General features: G+C 65.3%; 19 protein-coding genes. 3 read left to right on the forward strand and 16 right to left on the reverse strand.

Annotated features, from left to right (window positions below; all coding sequences use genetic code 11):
• Nucleotides 1-51: 51 nt before the first annotated feature.
• The 6 genes from CCOS864_RS15795 to CCOS864_RS15820 form a co-directional block, all read right to left on the reverse strand.
• Nucleotides 52-636 (reverse strand): TetR/AcrR family transcriptional regulator, encoded by a 585-nt coding sequence (locus CCOS864_RS15795; protein WP_115087205.1) that lies wholly within the window; start codon nucleotides 634-636, stop codon nucleotides 52-54.
• Nucleotides 637-663: 27 nt separating this feature from the next.
• Nucleotides 664-1,887: a multidrug effflux MFS transporter gene (locus CCOS864_RS15800; RefSeq protein ID WP_115087206.1), complete on the reverse strand. Its 1,224-nt coding sequence runs from the start codon at nucleotides 1,885-1,887 to the stop codon at nucleotides 664-666.
• A 131-nt stretch (nucleotides 1,888-2,018) separates the two neighbouring features.
• Nucleotides 2,019-2,963, reverse strand: coding sequence for a transcriptional regulator FeaR (gene feaR, locus CCOS864_RS15805; protein WP_115087207.1), 945 nt, complete (start codon nucleotides 2,961-2,963; stop codon nucleotides 2,019-2,021).
• Between the two features lie 117 nt (nucleotides 2,964-3,080).
• Nucleotides 3,081-3,665 (reverse strand): DUF3156 family protein, encoded by a 585-nt coding sequence (locus tag CCOS864_RS15810; RefSeq protein WP_115087208.1) that lies wholly within the window; start codon nucleotides 3,663-3,665, stop codon nucleotides 3,081-3,083.
• Entirely contained in the window at nucleotides 3,625-5,127 is a 1,503-nt protein-coding gene (locus CCOS864_RS15815; protein WP_115087209.1) for an APC family permease, read from the reverse strand. The genes CCOS864_RS15810 and CCOS864_RS15815 overlap by 41 nt, the downstream gene beginning before the upstream one ends.
• Before the next feature lie 105 nt (nucleotides 5,128-5,232).
• Nucleotides 5,233-5,682: a winged helix-turn-helix transcriptional regulator gene (locus tag CCOS864_RS15820; RefSeq protein ID WP_115087210.1), complete on the reverse strand. Its 450-nt coding sequence runs from the start codon at nucleotides 5,680-5,682 to the stop codon at nucleotides 5,233-5,235.
• Nucleotides 5,683-5,774: 92 nt separating this feature from the next.
• Between CCOS864_RS15820 and CCOS864_RS15825 the strand changes: the two genes are divergently transcribed.
• Nucleotides 5,775-6,983, forward strand: a complete 1,209-nt coding sequence (locus CCOS864_RS15825; protein WP_115087211.1) for an MFS transporter — start codon at nucleotides 5,775-5,777, stop codon at nucleotides 6,981-6,983.
• Here the strand turns inward: CCOS864_RS15825 and CCOS864_RS15830 are convergent.
• The 7 genes from CCOS864_RS15830 to CCOS864_RS15860 form a co-directional block, all read right to left on the reverse strand.
• Complete coding sequence (locus CCOS864_RS15830; RefSeq protein WP_115087212.1) at nucleotides 6,947-7,912, reverse strand: Csu type fimbrial protein; 966 nt, start codon at nucleotides 7,910-7,912, stop codon at nucleotides 6,947-6,949. The two genes, CCOS864_RS15825 and CCOS864_RS15830, sit on opposite strands and share 37 nt — an antisense overlap.
• A complete protein-coding gene (locus tag CCOS864_RS15835; protein WP_244211933.1) occupies nucleotides 7,909-10,236 on the reverse strand; it encodes a fimbria/pilus outer membrane usher protein in 2,328 nt (775 codons plus the stop codon). The genes CCOS864_RS15830 and CCOS864_RS15835 overlap by 4 nt, the downstream gene beginning before the upstream one ends.
• Before the next feature lie 68 nt (nucleotides 10,237-10,304).
• Nucleotides 10,305-11,096, reverse strand: coding sequence for a fimbrial biogenesis chaperone (locus CCOS864_RS15840; RefSeq protein WP_115087214.1), 792 nt, complete (start codon nucleotides 11,094-11,096; stop codon nucleotides 10,305-10,307).
• Between the two features lie 40 nt (nucleotides 11,097-11,136).
• Nucleotides 11,137-11,640, reverse strand: a complete 504-nt coding sequence (locus CCOS864_RS15845) for a Csu type fimbrial protein (RefSeq protein ID WP_115087215.1) — start codon at nucleotides 11,638-11,640, stop codon at nucleotides 11,137-11,139.
• Nucleotides 11,641-11,643: 3 nt separating this feature from the next.
• On the reverse strand, nucleotides 11,644-12,177 hold the full coding sequence (locus CCOS864_RS15850) for a Csu type fimbrial protein (RefSeq protein WP_115087216.1): 534 nt from the start codon (nucleotides 12,175-12,177) through the stop codon (nucleotides 11,644-11,646).
• 17 nt (nucleotides 12,178-12,194) lie between these two features.
• Entirely contained in the window at nucleotides 12,195-12,722 is a 528-nt protein-coding gene (locus CCOS864_RS15855; RefSeq protein ID WP_115087217.1) for a Csu type fimbrial protein, read from the reverse strand.
• Nucleotides 12,723-12,754: 32 nt separating this feature from the next.
• Nucleotides 12,755-13,243 carry a Csu type fimbrial protein gene (locus tag CCOS864_RS15860; RefSeq protein ID WP_115087655.1) on the reverse strand — a complete coding sequence of 163 codons (489 nt, stop codon included), beginning with the start codon at nucleotides 13,241-13,243 and terminating at the stop codon, nucleotides 12,755-12,757.
• 281 nt (nucleotides 13,244-13,524) lie between these two features.
• Here CCOS864_RS15860 and zapE point away from each other — a divergent pair, with 281 nt between their 5' ends.
• Entirely contained in the window at nucleotides 13,525-14,625 is a 1,101-nt protein-coding gene (gene zapE / locus CCOS864_RS15865; protein WP_115087218.1) for a cell division protein ZapE, read from the forward strand.
• Between the two features lie 134 nt (nucleotides 14,626-14,759).
• Here zapE and CCOS864_RS15870 read toward each other — a convergent pair whose 3' ends face one another.
• Nucleotides 14,760-16,649 (reverse strand): propionyl-CoA synthetase, encoded by a 1,890-nt coding sequence (locus CCOS864_RS15870; RefSeq protein ID WP_115087219.1) that lies wholly within the window; start codon nucleotides 16,647-16,649, stop codon nucleotides 14,760-14,762.
• A 142-nt stretch (nucleotides 16,650-16,791) separates the two neighbouring features.
• Here CCOS864_RS15870 and CCOS864_RS15875 point away from each other — a divergent pair, with 142 nt between their 5' ends.
• Nucleotides 16,792-18,081, forward strand: a complete 1,290-nt coding sequence (locus CCOS864_RS15875; RefSeq protein ID WP_115087220.1) for a leucine-rich repeat-containing protein kinase family protein — start codon at nucleotides 16,792-16,794, stop codon at nucleotides 18,079-18,081.
• 71 nt (nucleotides 18,082-18,152) lie between these two features.
• Here the strand turns inward: CCOS864_RS15875 and CCOS864_RS15880 are convergent, their stop codons facing one another.
• Both CCOS864_RS15880 and CCOS864_RS15885 read right to left on the reverse strand, forming a co-directional pair.
• Entirely contained in the window at nucleotides 18,153-18,860 is a 708-nt protein-coding gene (locus tag CCOS864_RS15880; RefSeq protein ID WP_115087221.1) for a YebC/PmpR family DNA-binding transcriptional regulator, read from the reverse strand.
• A gap of 94 nt (nucleotides 18,861-18,954) precedes the next feature.
• The gene (locus CCOS864_RS15885; RefSeq protein ID WP_115087222.1) at nucleotides 18,955-20,346 is read right to left on the reverse strand and encodes an FAD-dependent oxidoreductase; all 1,392 of its coding nucleotides are present in this window, start codon (nucleotides 20,344-20,346) and stop codon (nucleotides 18,955-18,957) included.
• Nucleotides 20,347-20,349 lie beyond the last annotated feature (3 nt).

The raw sequence follows: 20,349 nt of genomic DNA on the forward strand, positions 1-20,349 counted from the left end.
AGGTACTGCATGCACCGAACCTGTGGGAGCTGGCTTGCCAGCGATGAGGCCCTATAACCTGGCCAACGATTCCCCAAACAAGCGCCACAATGCCGCCAGTCGCCGCTCGAACGCCTCCGCCCCCGCATAGATCAACTCGACATTCAAACTATCGACAATCCCCAGGTAGCCATCGCCATACAAGCGCTGCTGCTCCTCATCCAGCCCCGGTGCATAGCGGTGCAACGCCAGGGCAAACAACTCGCCCAACCTCGCCAGGTACGCCTCGAACCCGGCACTGATCACCGGTCGCAATTCACTGGGCGGAAAGAACGCCGTGCGCAGCATGAAGCGCAAATGCGCCGACGCCTGGTAGCGCTGATTCAAGCGCTCGGCAAAACGCTGCCCCGGCAACTCCCCGGCCGTCACCTTCTCGGCAAAGCAGGCCTCCAGGTACTCATGTTCGGCTTGCAGGGCCCGCGCATAGACCACCTGGAACAGGTCATCCTTGCCAGCGAAATGCGCATACAACGACGGCTTGCGCATGCCCGCGGCGGCGGCGATATCGTTCAGCGACGAGGCGTCATAACCCAGCTCGGCGAACTGCTCGACGGCAATCGCGCAGATCTTTTCTGCCGACGGCGTCAGGCTTCTCATAACGGTGTCTCCCCCAACAAATACGGATCAATGGCCAGCCAGGCTCTGCAGGTGCGGCTCGGCATGGCGGGTGCTGATGTGCACCAGCAGCGCGACGAACACCGCCGAAAGGCCGAGTAGCAGTGCCCAGTACGCCGCACCCAATGGCGCCATGATGCCCGACAATGGCGTGGCGAACGACGAAATGATCAACTGGAAGGCGCCGAGCAAGGCGGCGGTCGAGCCCAGGGCCTTGCTCTGCGAGGACATCACCAGCGACATCAGGGTGGCTTCGGCAATGCCCAGGCCGAACATCGCCACGGCCATGCCGGCAACGATGCCCACCAGCCCCGCCGCACTCAGAGCCCCAGCCAGCACCAGTACGGCCCCCACGAACATGCACGCCGCGCCCCAACGGGCCAGACGCACCAGGCCCTTGCGCGCCACCAGGCGGCCAGCGGTGATGGCGCCGAGCAAAATGGCCACACCGGTGGCACCGAACAGCGTGCCAAAGGCTTCCACCGACAGGCCGAAATGGTGCTGGTAAACGAAGGCCGCCCCGCCGATGTAGGCAAACAGAAAGAAGAACACCGCCGACAAGGCCAGGGCCGGGCGCAGGAACTGGCGGTCGCAGGCGATGCGCACGTAGGTGCGCAAAAACTCACGCGGTTGCCAGGCCATGCGTTGATCCTGGGGCAAGGTCTCCTTGAGCATCACTGCCGAGTTGAACAGCACCAGCACGCCCAATGCCGCCAGCACCAGCATGATCGCCCGCCAGCCAAAGTGTGCACCGACAAAGCCGCCCAGCGCCGGGGCAATCACCGGTGCCAGGCCTTCGATGGTCATCAGCAAGGCAAAGATCTGCGCCGCCCGCGCGCCCTCGGCGACGTCGCGGACCATGCTCATGATCACCACCAGGGTCAGGGCGCTGCCCAGGCCCTGGATGAAGCGCGCCAGCAGCAGGCTGTTGAGGTCTGGCGCCGCAGCGGCGGCCAGGGAGCTCAGGACGAACACCAGCAAGCCGGCGAGCAATGGCCGGCGCCGGCCAAGGGTATCGACCAGCGGACCGAACAGCAGTTGCCCGGCGCCCATGGCCAGGAGGAACACGGTCAGGGTCAACTGCACCCCGGCATAGGAAGTGGCGAACTCACTGGCAATGCTCGGCATGCTGGCCAGGTACATGTCGACCGCCGAGGGCCCAAGGGCGCCGATCAGGGCCAGGGAAATGGCGAAGCCGACCCGGGCGGTCGGCGTGGAGGCTGCACTGTGCATAGGCTCGATTCCAGATAAAAGCGGGACCTGGCTGGCGTTTATCGCTCAACCTACCTATCGGTAGGTAGCCAAGTCAGGCGAGCCTATACAGACCGCATCCTGCGGTCAAGTCAGCGGCGATGAAACGGTGATCAGGCCAGGCTGCTGGCGCGGTAGTCCTTGGGCGATTGCTCGAACTGCTTCTTGAACGAACGGCTGAAATGCGCCGAGTCGGTGAAGCCCCATTTGTAGGCGATGGTGGTGATCGACTCGCGCTTGAGCACCGGGTTGGCCAGGTCGGCGGCGCTGCGCTTGAGGCGCGCGCGCTGGATGTAGCGGCAGACGCTGTCGCCCTGCTCTTCGAACAGGCGGTAGAGGTGGCGTACGGAAATGTTCAGGCGGTTGGCGAGGTTGACCGGGGTCAGGTTGGCCTGGCCGAGGGAGTCATCGATGACTTTTTGCACGTAGCTGCGCAGGTTGGCGCCCTGCAACGAGGCCGGCAGCGCCGTGAGGTCATCGCTGCCTTCAAGGGCCGAACCGAGCAATGACAGGAAGGCGCTGTGCAGTGCCTGCCCCTCGCCCTGCTCGTCGTCAGTGGCACTCTGCTCCTTGCACAGCTGGTCCATCAGCAGGTGCAGCATGCGCCCGCAGGCGCGGGTCTGGGAGATCTTGCCGAAGGTGCGGCTGTCGTTGCCCAGTTGCTTGCACACCTCGGCCCGCGACAACGACAGCGAGGCATGTTCGATCAGGCCGAAAGGCATGATCTCGCAGGCGCCGGCGGCATCCATCAGGAGCATCTCGCCGGGTGCGAGCTGGATGCTGATGCCGTTCTGGGTGATCTGCGAAAAGCCGGTGCGCTGGCTGACCAGAAAGCAATGCTGGTCGTTGTCGCGGTCGCTGTTCAGGCCCTTGCGGCGGATCAGCCCGGCATTGGTGCGCAGGTTGGCCAGGGCCAGGCCGCCGCGCGACCAGGTGGAAATCTCGCCGATGAACAGCGAGGGGTTGAACGTAAGTTCCGTCTCATACACCCCGCAGATGTTCTGCATGGTTGCGTTCCAGCGTTCCAGCGCAGGGCTGCTGGCGTGATGGATACTCATGGGTACCTCCGCAATGGCATCTTGTTTTTGTTGGGCAATAGTTAACATGTTATCTATGTGCGCGCAACTTGCTTGAAGCAGCCAGAGTGAAAGCAGGTTTGATGCCAGATGGCCGGGTCAGAGCCCGGCCAATAGCGCCGGCAAGCCTTGCAGCGCGGCCAGCAGGTGCTGGTGTTGCTCGGGGCTCAGGCGAATGTAACGACGAAAGGCCGGCAGGCGGTTGACCACTTCGCTGGCGCCGATGTGCTCGAGGGTCAGGGTCCACTGGCCGTCGCACCTTTCCAGCAGCAGGCGCTTGAAGTCCAGGGGCATCAGCGCCTGCAACAAAGCCGCCTCCGCCTGCAAGCGGCGTTGCAGTTCGGCCTGCAACGCCAGCTCGCCCTTGCGCAGGCGAACCCGCAGCCCGCTGCGCCGCCATGACCCGCTGTGGTGCAGCTCAAGGCGGGCATTGCCCTGCCCTGTGGCAGGCAGCGTCAGGCTGAACTCGGTCAGCACCAGGTGCATGAGCAATTGCGCTTCACAGCGCTCGCGCACCTGCACCGCCTGCCCGGCCCAGTCGAAGCGGCCCAGGCCGGGGGCGACAACTTCAAAGCTGTCCAGGCCCAGGTTGCGTTGCACCTTCTCAAGGGTCAGCCCCGGTCGATAGCCGGCCGGCGCCCGTTCAGACAGCTTTTGCCACAGTTGGCGCAGGGCAATAGCCATGAGCAGTCCCCGGTTGGTGAGCGAATTCCCGCGCCAGCACCTCTTCCACCGAGGCCGGCTTGAACGGATTGACCTTCTGCACCACCAGCGTCCAGAACAGCGCATACACCGCCGTGCCGGCCAGCATCAGGCCGAAGGGCACGTAGATGTCGGCCGGGTCCATGCCTGGCGGGGTGATGAACGCCATGCCCAGGACAATCCCGACGGTAGACAGTATCTGCGGCAGCGGGAACAGCGGCGAACGGTAGGCCCGCGGCAGGTCCGGGCGGCGGATGCGCAGGATCACCACCGACAGGGTCACCAGTAGATAGGCCGTGCTCCAGGCACACACTGCCGCCAGCACCAGGTGCATGATGCGGTCGGTGTTGCCGCCCAGCCACAGGGCATGCAGGCACGGAATCAGCGCGGCGACCAGGATGCACAGCAGCGGCGTTTTAAAGCGTGGGTGCAGGTAAGTGAAAACCTTGGGCAAGGCGCCGTCGACGGCCATGCCGTAGAGAATCCGCGGCACCCCGGCCATCAGCGTATTGATGGTCGCCGCACCGGCGAACAGAAAACCGATGCCCAGCCACAGCGGGCCGATATCGCCCATTACCTGCTCGGCAAAGCGCGGGATGGCCATGGGTGTGTCCAGCAGGTGCACGCCGCTGGCGGCGTCGAGCAGCACGTTCTCGACCTGGCGTTTCATCGCCGCGCCATAGATGAACATGCACGCCGCCACCCCGAGCAGGCCCAGGGCCATGGCCCGCGGCATGCTTTTGGCCGACTGGCGCAGGTCCGGGGCCAGCGGCGTGACGAACTCGCAGCCGACGAACATGAACATGGCCATGCCCACCAGCGAGAGGATGGTCATAAGGTCGGTACCCACCAGCGACACGCCGAACCAGCCCTCCAGTTCCACGGCCGGCGCGGCCACCAGGCCGAGCACGCCAAAGACCATCAAGGTGGTCCACATGCCGAAGGTGAGGATGATCTCGGCCTTGCCGAAAGCACTGACGCCGAAGGCATTGAGGATGGCGAAGATGATCACGAACCCCACACCCAACAGCCACGAACCACCGGCCGACTCAGCCAGGGTGTTGAGGTGCTCGAAGTTCACCAGGGCCATGACCCCGGCCAGCATGGTCTCGGCGGTGCCGGCAAAGACGTGGACGATCAGGTAGGCCGACAGCGTACCGGTAATGGCGAAAAAGCGCCCCATGCCGCAGTTGATGTAGTCGTACACCGCGCCGGTGGTCGGCAGGATCGACGCTGCCTCGGCAAAGGTGGTCGCCTGCGCCAGCATCATCACCACGGCAATCAGCATGGCCACGGCGAAGGCACTGCCGCCGATGCCGAAGCCCATGGTCGCAGTGAGGATCACCGGGCTTGCCATGATCAGGCCGATGGTACTGGCAAGGGCGGTGGGAAAGCCGACCGTGCCACGATTCAGGTGCGCACTGAGCGTGTCGTTGAGCGACATGGCAAAAGACCTCGAGCAGAAGGATGACAGTGGTCCTACTCTGCGCTCGGTGGCAATGGCGGTCTTGCCCGTGGCTGCCGTGAAGGTTGGAGCTGGCTGCCAGGCTCAGCCCGTGGCCGGCAGGCGCACGCAATCGTGCGGACCAAGCAGGCGGCCATCGGCGGCACGCAGCTCCAGGGCCTTGACCGGTTTGCCGTGTTCACGGTCGACCAGTTGCGAGTGGGCCTCGCCCTCAGCGAAGTAGAACGCCTCGCCCCACTGGCGCAAGCCAACGATCAAGGGGAACAGGCCCAGGCCTTTTTCGGTGAGCACGTATTCCTGATAGGCGCTGCCCTCGGACACCGGCACCAGCTCGAAGATCTGGTGCTCGACCAGCTGGCGCAGGCGAGTGCTGAGGATGTTCTTGGCCAGGCCGAGGTTGCGCTGGAACTCACTGAAGCGCTTCAAGCCGTCGAAGGCATCGCGCACGATCAGCAGCGACCACCAGTCACCAATGGCATCGAGGGAACGGGCCACCGGGCATTCGGCGTCTTGCAGGCGGGTGCGTTGAACCATGGGAGATCTCGCCAGGAAAAGTGGTTGCAATATAAAACCGGTTTCTCTAGCGTACAACTGGTTTCATTATGCAACCAGAAGGATTTGAACCCATGCAGCCCCTACATCGATTGCCGTCCGCCGTCGTCTTGCTGTTCTCCGTGGCCTGCGCCCTGGCGGTGGGCAATGTCTACTACGCACAACCCTTGCTCGACGCCATGGCCCGGGAATTTGCCATCGACCCGGGCCTGGTCGGCCTGGTGGTGACCCTGACCCAGGTCGGCTATGGCCTGGGCCTGTTGCTGCTGGTGCCGCTGGGCGATCGTCTCAACCGCCGGCGGCTGATTGTCGGCCAGTCGCTGCTGTCGGCCCTGGCCCTGCTGCTGATCGCCTGGGCGCCGAGTACCCCCTGGCTGTTGCTCGGCATGGGCCTGACCGGCCTGCTGGCGGTGGTCACCCAGGTGCTGGTGGCCTATGCCGCCACCCTGTCGGCGGCCAGCGAACGCGGCCAGGTGGTGGGGGTGATCACCAGCGGTATCGTGATCGGCATCCTCCTGGCCCGCACCTTGTCCGGGGCCATGGCCGACCTGGCCGGCTGGCGCTCGATCTACTGGCTGTCGGCGGCCCTGACGCTGGTGATTGCCGCCCTGCTCTGGCGCGTGCTGCCGCGCCAGGAACCGGCGCAGGCTGCGGGCAGTTACCGCGAACTGATGCACTCACTGGCGCTGCTGTTGCGCGATGAACCGCTGCTGCGCCGACGCTCGGTGCTGGCCCTGCTCAGCTTCGCCTCGGCGATGGTGCTGTGGACGCCGCTGGTGCTGCCCCTGAGCGCCCCGCCGCTGTCGTTGTCGACCGGCGAAGTCGGCCTGTTCGGCCTGGCAGGAGCGGCGGGCGCGCTGGCTGCGGCACGGGCCGGGGCGCTGGTGGATCGCGGCCTGGGCCAGTGGGTCAGTGGCGGCTCGTTGCTGCTGATGCTGGCGTCCTGGGCGGCCATTGCCCTGACCGGCTATTCATTGTGGGCGCTGCTGCTCGGCGTCGTGGTCTTCGACCTTGGCCTGCAGGCCGTGCACGTGGCCAGCCAGAGCCTGATCTACCGCCTGCCGGAGGCCACCCACAGCCGCCTGACCGCCGCCTACATGCTGTTCTACTCGGTGGGCAGTGCCTTCGGCGCGCTGACCTCGACCCTGGCCTACGCCTGGGGCGGCTGGCTGCTGGTGTGCGCCTACGGCGCCCTGCTCAACGCCCTGGCCCTGGGTTACTGGTGGCTGACCGAAGGCGCGCGGGCTCAGAACTGCACGTCGAGTATCACGTTGTCCAGGTAAGTACCGGCTGGCGGGGTGGTCTGGTCGGTGTAGACCTTGGCGTTGTAGTTGAAGACCTGACTGCCGGTACCGGTGCCCGCGCCGGGATTGATATCGGCGTCGCTGCTGGCCCGGCGGGCAGAGGTGACGCTTCCCCAGCGCACGCTGCCGGCGCTCTTGAAGATGTCATAGGCCAGGTAGTTGTTGGCCGCCGACTTCATTCGCCGCCGCCCGGCGGACACATTCTGGCCATCGTCCAGGCCCACGGTGTAGTTGCTGCCTTTGGTGCAGGAGACGTTGACGTTGCTGTTGACCGTGCTGAAACCGCCGACCACCGGCGCGCTGCCGAAGCTGATGTTGGGGCTGGTGATCTGGCAGTCGTTGGTGACCGTCAGGCTCACGGTCAGGCTGGTGGTGCCGGTGAGGTTCTGCCGGCCCAGGCAGATACTGCCCACGCCGATGCCCCAGCAGTAGCTGATGTTCCAGTACACCGACAGGGTTTCCTGGTAGAGGCCGGCGGCGACGTTGCTGCCGGTCAGGCTCTTGAGGTAGATCGGCACCGCCTTGGGCGTGGTGCCATTGAGCAGGCCGAGGGCATCGATGATGCCGTTGCGGGCAAAGTCGTAGGGCTGGCTACGGTTGATGGCGAAGTTGGTGGTGTTGTTGGCGTACAGGGTGTAGGCGATCACATCGCCGGTGGGCCCGAGCATGCCGGTACTGCCCGCAGGCGGGGTGAAGGTGGCATAGAAGTGATCGTCGCTGGCCAGCAGGCTCGCCAGGGATCCTGTGCATTGCAGCCCGGCGTTGAGGGTCGACGCCGACTGCACCGTGGTGCGCACCAGGGTCGAACTGACGCTGCCGAAGCTGGCCGGCGCGGTATCGATCACCGTGCACAGGGCCTGCACCTGCGGGCTGGCGAGCAATGCCAAGAGCGTCAGCAGGCGCTTCATTGGCACACCAGCGGGCCGATCAGCGGCACCTGGTCCTGTTCGGGCGCCAGCTTGAAGTGCACCCGGCAACTGCCGCCATTGGCGATCTGCACCTGCAGGCTGTTGTCCGCAGCCAGGCCCTCGAGGTACACCAGCCCGTCCCAGCCGACCACCGCCAGCGCCCCGCTCTGCTCGTGGCGCACCTGGCTGCCCAGCGCCAGTTCCTTATTGTTGCCATCGACCAGGACGATGCTCGCGGCCACCACCCGCTGCAGCGGGAACTCCAGCAGGTAGCCGCTGCCGCGACGCACCGCCACCCGTTGCTCGACCTGCGGGCTCTGCACGTTGGCCGGCAGCTCCATGGGGTCGATCTCGTATTTGGCCCGGTAATAGGCGCTGCTCCAGGGCACCAGCAGGTGGCCGTTCTGGTCGGTGCGGCCGACCAGCTGGTTTTCGTAACGCACCGGCACCTCGGCAAAGCCTTCGGTGCTGACCACCACGAAGGCATCGTCGATGCGGTTGGCGGCGAACACCCCGGCGTCCATCCACACCAGCGAGCCGCTGGCATCGGCCCAGCGGGTCATGCTGTCGCTGCTGCCGTAGGCGCCGGCCTGCAGTTGCACCGATTGCAGGCGCCAGGTGACATCGGCCTGGCGATAGGCTTCGCGGTCGCCATCGGCGTAACCGAGGTTGAAGCCGACCCCGCCTTCGCTGGGCACCGCTCGGCTGTAGTTGACCCGTTGCTGGTTCTCGCCTTCCTTGTTGCGCTCGACGCTGAAGCTCAGGGTGCCGCGCAGGTCGAACGGGATCACCAGTTGTGCCTGCACCGCCCACTGGCTGTCACCGATTTCGCGGTTGGCCGACAGGTACAGGCTGCTGTTGCGCCACAGCGGCTTGCTCCAGCTGAGGTTGAGCAAGCGGGTGCGCGAGTTGTCACCGGCGCGTACATCGAAATAGCCGGCACCGAGGCTGCCGTAGCGCTCGAGGTTGAGGCTCATGGTCACCTGCTCGCTGCGCTGGCTCAGGCGCGTGTAGGGGCTGTCGACCAGCGACAGGTCGGCGTAGTCGCCACGCCGTTGCAGGCGCTGGTAGTTGAAGCCCAGGCGCTGGCTGTTGTACTGGTAGCCGAAGCTCAGTTGCTGGCCGCTGCGGCTGTCGAAGCTGCTCTGGCTCAAGGCCGCGTTGACCACGCCCCAGTTGCCCACCTGCCAGTTGCCGCCCAACCCGCCGAGGGCCAGGGACTCGGCCGCTTCAGCATGGCTTTCGAGGGTGAAGCTGTCGCTCAGGCCGTAGCGCAGGCTGGCTGCGGCAACCCCCGGGCCATAGGCAAAGTCGCGAATCGCGTAATCCCGGCGCAGGCTACCGGCAGCGACCGAGAAATCCGCCAGGCCCTTCTGCAACAGGCTGCTGGTGACATAGAACGGCAAGGTGGTCGACACCTGGCGGCCCAGGGCATCGGTGGTCACCACCACTGCCTCGCCGGCGCCATTGATGAACGGCACGTTGGTCAGGGTGTAGGGGCCCGGCTGCAGCTCGGCGCTGGAACTCTTGTAGCCGTTGATGAACAGGTCCACCGAGGACGGCACCGCCGCTTCCCCGGCAAAGGCCGGCAATGGGTAGGTGACCAGGTCCGGGCGCACGGCAAAGTCGCGCGACAGTTGCAGGCCACCGAGGCGCACCGAACTGGTCCAGGGCAAGGCGCCGCTGAGCACGTCGCCGACCTCCAGGGTCAGCAGGCGCGCTTCGTCGGTGTAGCGCCAGGTGCTGTCGTAGCGGCGAAAGCCTTCCTGGCTGCCGGCGTAATCGTTGCCGCCGAGGGACTGGCGCCACTGGCCAGTGGTCGACAGCGTGCCCCAGCTGTCGAACAGGCGCAGCTCGTTCCAGGCCGCGAGATAACGGCCGCCGTCGTCGGTGTCGTTGAGGTACAGGTCATAGTTGAGCAGTGCCCCGAAGCTGCTGCGGGCTTCGCTGGCCGGGTACAGCTGGCGGCTGCCGATGCGCTGGTTCGGCAGCCAGTTGGCCGGCACCTGCACGACCAGGCGCTGGCCCTGGCTGTCATAGTCGCTGTGCAGGCCGGGAATGCTGTCCAGGGCCACTTCGGCGCCGTATTCGCCGGGCAGTTCGATACCGGCGGCCCGCAGGTCGGCGCTGGCCATGTACAGGCGCCCGGCGCGCTGCTGCACCGCTACCAGCTCAGGGCTGCTCATCTGGTTGACCACCAGTTCCAGGAACAACGGCGCATCGGCAACCGCCTCGAGGCTGGCCGGGGGCGGCGGCAGTTCGCCGGCCAGCAGCGCACCACAGCCCAGCACGGTCAGGCCGCAGGCCTGCAGCGCCGAAGAAATGCTCACACACAGTATCCGACCATTACCGGGTCCTCCCTGGCCCCTGTTGTCTTGCCGCTAGCTGCAGGTCATTGGCCCTGACTGAGGGTTTGCGCCGGCTCCTGGCCATTGACCCGGCCCTTGAGCACCGAGGCGGCGCTCAAGGGCTGCGGCGCTGGCCAGCGCATGACCGCGCCGGGCAATACGTAGCCGAGCAGGCCCTCCACCAGTGGCCGGCTCTGGCCGCCCTGCTGCAGCACCATGTCGGTCAGGCGCGCGTGCACCGGCCCGGTATTGCGGATTTCCACATACGGCTTGCCCTGCACCGACACCTGGCGCCAGCTCAGCGCCGGCTTGCCCACCGCGCTGTCGCCGCGCTGGCCGCTGGCATCCGGCTTGCCCCAGAGGCCTTCGCCGTAGACGAACAACGGCACCGAGTAGCGCATCTGGAAACGGATCGCCGCCTGCGGCTTTTCGGCACTGGCCGCTGCCGGCAAGGCCGGGGGGATTTCATCGATGATGATGCGGTAGGCCTGCTCCTGGCCGACCGGCGAGCTGCCGGTGCGGGTCAGGCGAATCAGCTGCTTTTGCCCCGGGGCGATGTTGGCCACCGGTGGGCTGCCGATGATCTCGCGCTGGGCCTGGTACTGGTCGTCGAATTCGCCCTGGCGCCAGGCGAACACCCGAACCTGCAGGTTGGCCGGGGCGTCGCCGCGGTTTTCCAGCCATAGCGCACCGGCTTTCTGATTGGCCTCCAGCACCGGGTCAATCGGCCAGATCAGTACCGAGGTGGCGGCCTGCAACGGTGCACTGCAGAGCAGGACCACCGCGCCAGCCAAGAGGTTGTAGTTCAAGCGCGAACTGCCAGCGCCTACTTCCATGCACACACTCCTTATTGTCGAAATCATCTGGCGGCGCGGCTCAAAAGGTCAGCACCACCTGCACCACATCGGTATAGCTGCCGGCCGGCAGGCTGCCGGTCAGCTGGGCCCGGGCATAGACCGGCAGCTTGATCGCGGTCGGGTCGCTGTAGCTCACCGCCACGCTCTGGTTGATGCCCAGGCTCTGGCTGAAGCCGGCGTCGCGAAACAATTGATAGGCCACCAGCGAGGTGCCGCTGCTGCGTTTGAGGTTGCGCGTGCCGCTGGCGCTGTTCAGTCCTGCATCCACGCTCATGCTCAGGCTCACCCCCGGCGTGCATTGCAGGGTTACCGTGGTGCCGCCCAAGGCGGTGGTCACACTGCTGGTCGACAGCGCCGAATAGCTGCCGAAGTCCAGGTTGCCGTAGTTGCTCACCCCGCCCACCACCAGGCAGCCGGCCACCACCGTGGCGCTGACCTGGAAGGTGCTGGTGGTGACCGCCGCCACCGGCAACGGCGCACTGCCAGCGACCAGGGCCAGCAGCGCAGGCAAGGCGCGGGTCACGGCTCAGAAACTCAGCTCGACCGCTACGGTGTCGGTATACACCCCGGCCGGCAGGCCCGCCTTGCCCTTGGCCAGGCCGTAGAGGTTGACCGTCTGCGCCACGCCGGTGCTGGTCGGCAAGGTGATCGTGCCGTCGATGGCCAGCACCTGGGTGTGCCCTGAATCGGTGTAGAAGTCGTAGGGCACGTAGTTGGCCACGCCATCGTAAAGTGCCCGGGTGCCGCCGGACGACTGGCTGTCGTGAGCGCCGGCGCGCACCTTGATCTCCGGCACCGTGCCGCTGGAGCAGAGGATGCTCATGGCCCCGCCGCCACCGCCCAGCACCTGCCCGGGGGCATCAGTGAAGAGCGCCTCCTGGGTGCCGAAATTCAGCGTACCGAAATTCAGGCCGCTGGCCCCGCCGCCACCGTTGACCTGGCAACTGGCGATCAGCGTCAGGGTGGCAGTGATATTGCCGGTTACCGTGGCCGCCTGGGCCTGAGCCGCGAGCGCCAGGCCCAGGCCTGCGAAAATGAAGCGTGAGAGGTTTGGGTGCATGTGTCACTCCTTGCGTGCTACCAATCCAGGGTCACCATCAGGGTGTCGCGGTAGATGCCAGCGGGCAGCGCCTTGGGATGGGCGACCACCGCGCCGTAGATCGGAATCGGAATCTGCGCGGCGCTGCTGACCGAAAAATTGCGGGTCTGGCCGATGGCATAAAGGGCCCGGCCCGAGGAATCGGCGGACAGCTCATAGGGGATCAGTTCGCGGCCGTTGCTCAAGCGTCGGGTGGCGCCGTCACCGTTGGCACCGCCGTTGATGCTCACGGTAAAGGCACGCACCGCCGGGTTGCAGCGCACCTGCAGGCTGCCGTCACCGGTGGCTTCTTCAATGCCTGAGCGCAGCGGGTTGGTCCAGCTCGGGCCCTGGCGGCCAAAGTCCAGCACGCCGCCGTCCGGGGTTTCGAGGGTGCCGGGCCCGCCGCTGATCTGGCAGGCACTGCTGATCACCAGCTGCGCCTGGATATGCCCGCTCATGACCGCGAAGGCATCGGGGCTGAGCAACAGCAGTGGGCCAACACTCAACAGCAATACCCGTTTCATACCGCCAGTTCCTTTAGCAGGCGCCGCCCCGGTTACCAGGTGACGGTGACTTTGAGCAGATCCGAATATCGCCCCACCGCCGGTACTTCGGCCAGACGGTCGATGCGCGCGTACAACGGCAGCGCCACTGAGCCGCTATCCGGCACCCGGGCATGCTGCACGACATTGACCGGCAAGGGCTGACGCCAGGCCGGGTCCTGATACAAACGGTAGGGAATGGGTTTTGTCGCAGGCTGGCCGCTGGCCAGGTAACGCACCTCGCCGATGCCACCGTGCTGGCCGCCATCGACCTGCACCTGATAAGCGGTGTCGGGGTTGCATTCCAGGCGCGGCGGGCGCAAAGCGATCAGCTGGCTGCTCAGCGGGCCGGCCGGGTCGTCCAGCCGTGCGGTGCGGCCGAAGTCGAGCACGCCCAGGGCCTGGGCGCCGGCATCGCGGGGCTGGTGGATAAGTACGCAGCCGCGCTGCACTTCCACTTTGACTTCAACCATGAAATCGGCGGCGCCTGCCGTGGTGGCCATGAACAGACCGAGCAGCGTCGTCAAAGAGCGTCCCTTCACCTTGTCATCCTTCAACGCAGGAGTGGTCTGACCTTGAGGGTAGCAGCGAAGGAAGAACCTGCCAGTTCACAGAGAAATGTATAAGCCCCGTACAAGATTCCCCTGTAGGAGCGGGCTTGCCCCGCGATAAAAATCGCCAGTTATCCCCTTTCGAGATCACTGGCCGCCCCCAATCATATTGGTTAAATTAGCCGCCCTCGCTCAAGCTGGCCCTTGAGTCCCGATAGCCCGAGGAACCCGGTTTGCCTGTCTTGCCCCCTTCCTGGATACGTACGCCCCTGCGTGCCCTGCGCCATTGTTTGAGTCGGCCGGTGGCTGATGAAAGCGGCCTGGCGGCGACCGTCCGTCAGCACTTTCGCGCCAAGGCCGCTGCCCGCGGTTACACCCTGAGCGCGGGGCAACTGCGGGTGATCGAGCATATGGCTACCCAGGCGGCACAGCTTGAAAGTGGCCAGGCCTGTAGCCTGTACCTGTATGGCGCGGTCGGGCGCGGCAAGAGCTGGCTGCTCGATGGTTTCTTCCAGGCCTTGCCCCAGGCCGACAAACGCCGCCTGCACTTTCATGACTTTTTCGCCCGCCTGCACCAGGGCATGTTTGATCATCGCCAGCAGGACGACGCCCTGGCCTGCACCCTGGATGAGCTGCTCGACGACTGCCAGGTGCTGTGTTTCGATGAGTTCCACGTGCATGACATTGGCGATGCCATGCTCATCACCCGGTTGTTTCAGGCCTTGTTCGCGCGGCGGGTGTTTTTGCTGGTGACCTCCAACTACGCGCCGCAAGGCTTGTTGCCCAACCCGCTGTATCACCAGCGGTTCGAGCCGGTTATCCGTTTGATCAACAGCCAGATGCAGGTGCTGGAAGTCGGCGGCGAGCAAGACTTTCGCAGCCTGCCCAGTGCGGCTGGCCAGCAGCGCTTTACCCAGGGCCATTACCTGTGGCCGGGCAGCCGCGAACAGCGCCAGGCCTTGCAGTTGCCAGAGCCGGGTGACGCGCCGGTTTTACTGGAGGTTGGCAAGCGCACACTGCGCGCCCGCCTGAGCGAGCAACGCACGGTGGGCTTTGATTTTGTCGAATTGTGCGAGCAGCCGACGGCGGTGATCGACTACCTGGAACTGGCCCGGCGTTTTGATCACTGGATCATCGACTGCCTGCCGAACCTTGAAGACTGCTCGATTGCCGCCCAGCAGCGCTTCATCAACCTGGTCGATGTGCTGTATGACCAGGACAAGCACCTGGTGCTGATCGGCAGCCTGCCGCTGACCGCCAGCCTGGGCGGCAGCGCCAGCGACCTGGCCCGCACCCGCAGCCGCCTGGGGCAGTTGCGCCAGGCTGGCTGCTGAGACCTGAACTACGAGCGCTGCGCGCTCGATCGCCGGCAATGCCGGCGCCCACAGGATTGACAGTGCTCTCAAGGTTGGTGCAAGACCTGTGGGAGCTGGCTTGCCAGCGATGAGGCCACCGGGTTACTACCTGCTTACCCAACCCGCGCCAGGCTCGCCAACACCGCTTCAATCTCCACCAACACCGCCGGATCATCCAGGGTCGAAGGCGGTGTATACGGCTGCTGGTCGGCAATCTTGCGCAGCACCGCGCGCAGGATCTTGCCCGAACGGGTCTTGGGCAGGCGCTTGACCACCCGCACCTGGTTGAAACACGCCAAAGCACCAATCTGCTCGCGCACGCTGGCCACCAGCTCGCTCTGCAACTGCGCCTGCGCAATATCCTGGCCGTCCTTGAGCACCACCAGTGCCAGCGGCACCTGGCCCTTGATCTCATCGTGCACGCCGATCACCGCGCATTCGGCCACCGCCGGGTGACGGGCGACCAGGTCTTCCATTTCACCAGTGGACAGACGATGGCCGGAGACGTTGATGACGTCATCGGTGCGCCCCATGATGTAGACGAAACCGTCCTCATCCAGATAACCGCCGTCACCGGTGTGGTAGTAGCCCGGGTAAGTCTTCAGGTAGGCATCCAGGTAACGCTGGTGGTCGCCCCACAAGGTCTGGCTGCACCCCGGCGGCAGCGGCAAGGCAATCACGATCGAACCTTGCTGGTTGGCGCCCAGCAAGTGCCCATCATCGTCCAGCACCCGCACGTGATAACCCGGCACCGCACGATTGCTCGAACCCGGCCGCGCCGCACTGCCGTCAAGGCCCACGCAGGGCGCAGTCACCGGCCAGCCGGTTTCGGTCTGCCACCAGTGGTCGTGCACGGTCTTGCCGCTGGTTGTCTCCAGCCATTGATGGGTGCTGGAATCGAGTTTTTCGCCGGCCAGAAACAGTTGGCGCAGGGAGCTCAGGTCGTAGCGGCGCAGCAGTTCGCCGTCAGGGTCTTCCTTGCGGATCGCACGCATGGCGGTGGGCGCGCAGAACAGGCCGTTGACCCGGTACTGCTCGACCACCCGCCAGTAGGCACCGGCGTCGGGCGTGCGGATCGGCTTGCCTTCGTAGAACACCGTGGTGCAGCCGTTCATCAGCGGCCCGTAGACGATCAACGAATGGCCAACCACCCAGCCAACGTCGGAGATCCCCCACCACACATCCCCCGCCTGCATGCCATAGATGTGGCGCATGGCAAAGCTCAGGGCCACGGCGTTGCCGCCGTTTTCCCGGACAATCCCCTTGGGTTTGCCGGTGGTGCCGGAGGTGTACATGATGTACAGCGGGTCTGCGGCGGCCAGCTCCACCGGCGCCACCGGGCTGGCCGTGGCCACGGCTTCGAGCCAGTCCAGGTCGCGGCCTTCGACCAGCGCCGCCCGGGCTTGCGGACGTTGCAGCACCAGCACCTGGCGCGGCTGGTGCTTGGCCAGTTGCAAGGCACGATCCACCAGCGGTTTGTACTCGATGACCCGGTCGAACTCCAGCCCGCACGAGGCGGTCAGCAGCAGCGTGGGCCGGGCATCGTCGATGCGCAGGGCCAGTTCGTTGGCGGCAAAGCCACCAAACACCACCGAATGCACCGCACCGATGCGCGCACAGGCGAGCATGGCCATGGCCGCCTGCGGCACCATGGGCATGTAGATGATCACCCCGTCGCCCTTCTTGACCCCAAGCTCGCGCAGCAAGCCGGCCAGGCGCGCCACCTCGTCGCACAGCTGGTTGTAGCTGAACTGCTGCTGGCTGCCGGTCACCGGCGAGTCGTAGATCAGCGCAGTCTGCTCGCCACGGCCTTGCTCGATCTGATGATCAAGGGCCAGGTAGCAGCTGTTGAGCCGGCCGTCGGCAAACCACTGGTGGGTGCCGTCGGCGTTTTCAGCAAGGGTTTGCAGGGGCTTGCGGTACCAGGCCAGGTGGTCAGCCTGTTCGGCCCAGAAGGCGGCAGGATCGGCGATGGAGCGGGCGTAGCTGTGCTGGTATGTCATCGAATGTAAAACCCTGAACTTGTTGTTATTAATAAAGGGCGAGCTTCGAGTATGGACCGCGGCGGCCAGTCTGCCATGGGACTTAAGTCGCATCTTGCCGGTATGATGGGCGCCGTTTATTTTCGAGCCTGCCGCGATCCCCATGCATACCCTTGAAGACCTCAAAGCCGGCCGTCTGGCAGGTATTTCCCGCCTCGACCTGGCCTGCGGGCTGGAACAGTTCCCGGAGGAAATCTTCGACCTGGCCGACAGTCTGGAAGTGCTCAACCTTACCGGTAACCGCCTGAGCGACTTGCCCGGCGACCTGGGCCGCCTGCGCAAGCTCAAGGTGTTGTTCTGTTCGCAGAACCGCTTTCGCCATTTGCCCGAAGGCATCGGCCAATGCCCGAAGCTTGAGATGGTCGGCTTCAAGAGCAACCAGATCGAACAGGTCAGCGGCGCCGCACTGCCACTACGGTTGCGGGCCCTGGTGCTTACCGACAACCGCATCGAAACCTTGCCCGAGGCTCTGGGCAACTGCCCGGACCTGCAAAAGCTGATGCTGGCCGGCAACCGCCTGCGCGAACTGCCGGCGAATCTCGCGCGCTGCACAAAGCTTGAACTGCTGCGGCTATCGGCCAACCAGCTGCCCGCCCTGCCCGAGTGGCTGCTGCAGATGCCACGCCTGGCCTGGCTGGCCCATGCCGGCAATCCCATGCCTGCGGGTTACTGCACCCCGCAGGACCCGGGCCATTGCCAGGTCATCGACTGGCAGCAGATCTCTCTCGAACAGGTGCTGGGCCAGGGCGCGTCCGGGGTCATTCACCAGGCCCGCTGGCAGCAGCAGAGCGCGCCAGTGGCGGTCAAACTGTACAAGGGCGAGATCACCAGCGACGGCTTGCCGCTCAACGAGATGAGCGCCTGCATTGCTGCGGGCGATCACCCGCAACTGGTACGCCTGGCCGGACGCATCGACAACCACCCGCAGCAACTACCGGCGCTGGTGATGCAGTTGATCGAGCCGAGCTGGTTCAACCTCGCCGGGCCGCCGAGCCTGGATTCCTGCACACGGGATACATACCCGCCACGACGCCTGAGCCTGGCCAGCGTGCGCCGCCTGGCCAGCGCCATTGCTGCAGTGGGCGCGCACCTGCACGGGCACGGCATTACCCATGGCGACCTGTATGCGCACAATGTGCTGTGTGATGAGGCGGGCGACTGCTTGCTGGGGGATTTTGGCGCGGCGTCGTTTCACCCGCTGGATGGCAGTGTGGCGGCTGAAGCGTTGCAGCGGATCGAGGTATTGGCGTTCGGGGTGTTGCTGGGGGAGTTGCTGGCGTGTTGCGAGGGGGATTGCGAGGGATTGAGGGCGGTGCAGCGGGGTTGTGTGCAGGCTGAGGTGATGCGTCGGCCAAGCTTCGACGAGGTCTGTCAGCAGCTTCGCGGTGTCTGAATCGCTGGCAAGCCAGCTCCCACACACTGTGGGAGCGGGCTTGCCCCGCGATGAGGCCCTTACGGTTTACATCAACCCGCCAGACCTACATACACGTTCTGCACGTCGTCGTTATCGTCGATCGCCTGCAGGAAGGCTTCAACCTCTTCCATCTGCTCATCGCTCAGGGTGCTGACCGGGTTTTTCGGGGTGTAGCCGATTTTCGCCGAGACCACGGTGAAACCCTGACCCGGCAGGGCTTTCTGCACGGCGTCGAGGTCGGTGGTGTCAGTGATGAACAGGGTCGCGCCCTCTTCTTCGCCTTCGGCAAAATCCTGGGCACCGGCTTCGATGGCGGCCATTTCCGGGTCAGCGTCAGGGCTGTTCGGCGTGGCTTCGATCAGGCCGACGTGGTTGAAGTCCCAGGCTACCGAGCCCGAAGCGCCCAGCTGGCCCTTGCGGAACAGGACGCGGATCTGCGCCACGGTGCGGTTGACGTTGTCGGTCAGGCACTCGACGATCAGCGGCACCTGATGCGGGGCAAAGCCTTCATAGGTCACGGCGGTGTACTGCACCGCATCGCCATCCAGGCCTGCGCCTTTGCGGATCGCCCGTTCCAGGGTCTCGCGGGTCATCGAGGCCTTTTTGGCTTGCTCGATGGCCAGGCGCAGGCGCGGGTTCATGTCCGGGTCGGCGCCGGACTTGGCCGCGATCTGGATCTCCTTGGACAGCTTGCCCATGATCTTGCCTTTGGCGTTGGCTGCTACTTCTCTATGCTTGGCTTTCCACTGTGCGCCCATCTCGACTCTCTTGTTTCAGGTGCCGGTTCAGGTAGCGACCGGCCAAAGTGGCAAGCAGTTTATACGCTCCGCAAGCCATCGACAAAAAAACCCTTCAGCCCTTGTCGGCCTTGCCCGCGGCGGCGGCAAACCGCGCCAGGCGCACGTCGAGGTGGCGCGGGCGGTGGCCGTTGTCTTCGGCCTGCTCCTTGCGACGGATGGCATTGCGCACCATCAATGAGCCCAGGTACCGAATCGGCTCCGGCGGGAAATAGCCCAGCGGGCCGTTGACCAGCGGCGAGCGGGTCCACGGGTTGTCCAGGCCCAGGGCCAGCGACGAGAGGATCTGCCCGCCCATATGGCAGGGGCCGACGCCGCTGCCCGAGTAACCAAAGCCGTAGAACACGTTGCCCTGGCCATTAAGCCGGCCAAAAAACGGCAAACCGGTCACCGAACGGTCCGACGGCCCGTTCCAAGTGGCGGCGATCGGCACCTGGGCCAGCGCCGGGAAGAACTCACCCAGGCTGCGGCGCAGCAACGGCTCGTAGGGTGAAGGTTGGTCGAACACCGGCAACATGCGCCCGCCATAGGCGAAGGTATTGCCGCCCTTGCCGAGCATCAACCGGCCATCACTGGTGTTGTGGTAGTAATGCACGAAGATCCGCGAATCGAGCACGCTGATGCCGCTGGTCAGGCCGATCTGCTGGAGCAGTTCGGGTTGCGGTTCGGTGATGATCATGTCACTGGAGACGATCGCCACGCTGCGTTCGAACTGCGGGAAGGCCCGCGCCATCCAGGCATTCAGGGCCAACACCACGCGGCCGGCGCGGACAGAGCCAGAGGCGGTCTCGACCACGGCCTGCGGCCCTTCCTGCAAGCCGGTCATGGCCGTGCCTTCATAAATGCGCACCCCCTTTTGCAAGGCGACCCGGCGCAGGCCGCGCACCAGTTTGCCCGGCTGTACCGTGGCGGCCGCTGGCGAGAACCAGCCTTCCAGATGCTTGGCCGAGCCTGCCAGGCGCTGCACCTGCTCTACCGGCAAGCGGCGGAACGAGTTGATACCCTGGCGCTCCAGGGCGGCAATCACGCCATCGGTGGCGCCGACCTGGGCGCGATTGGTGGCGGTGTACAGGGTGCCGTCCAGACGGTAATCGGCATTGATGCCATGGGCCTGGCAGAAATCACCAATGGCGTAGATGCTCTGCTCCGAGGCCTTGACCAGGCGCACCGCCTCGTCCACCCCGAACAGCCGCTCAAGGGTGAAGTACTTGGCCGACCACGACAGCGCACAGCCGCCGTTGCGTCCACTGGCCCCGGCGCCACAGATGTCGGCTTCAATCAGCACGACATCCAGCGCCGGGTTATGCTCCTTGAGCATGAGCGCCGTCCACAGGCCGGTGTAACCACCACCGACGACGCACACCTGGCAGTCGATATCGCCAGCCAGCGGCGGGCACGTGGGTGCAACTTCCTGGTCCAGCGCCTGTTGCAGCCAGAACGGTCTCATGTG

Source organism: Pseudomonas wadenswilerensis, from assembly GCF_900497695.1.
Taxonomy (GTDB): Bacteria; Pseudomonadota; Gammaproteobacteria; order Pseudomonadales; family Pseudomonadaceae; genus Aquipseudomonas; species Aquipseudomonas wadenswilerensis.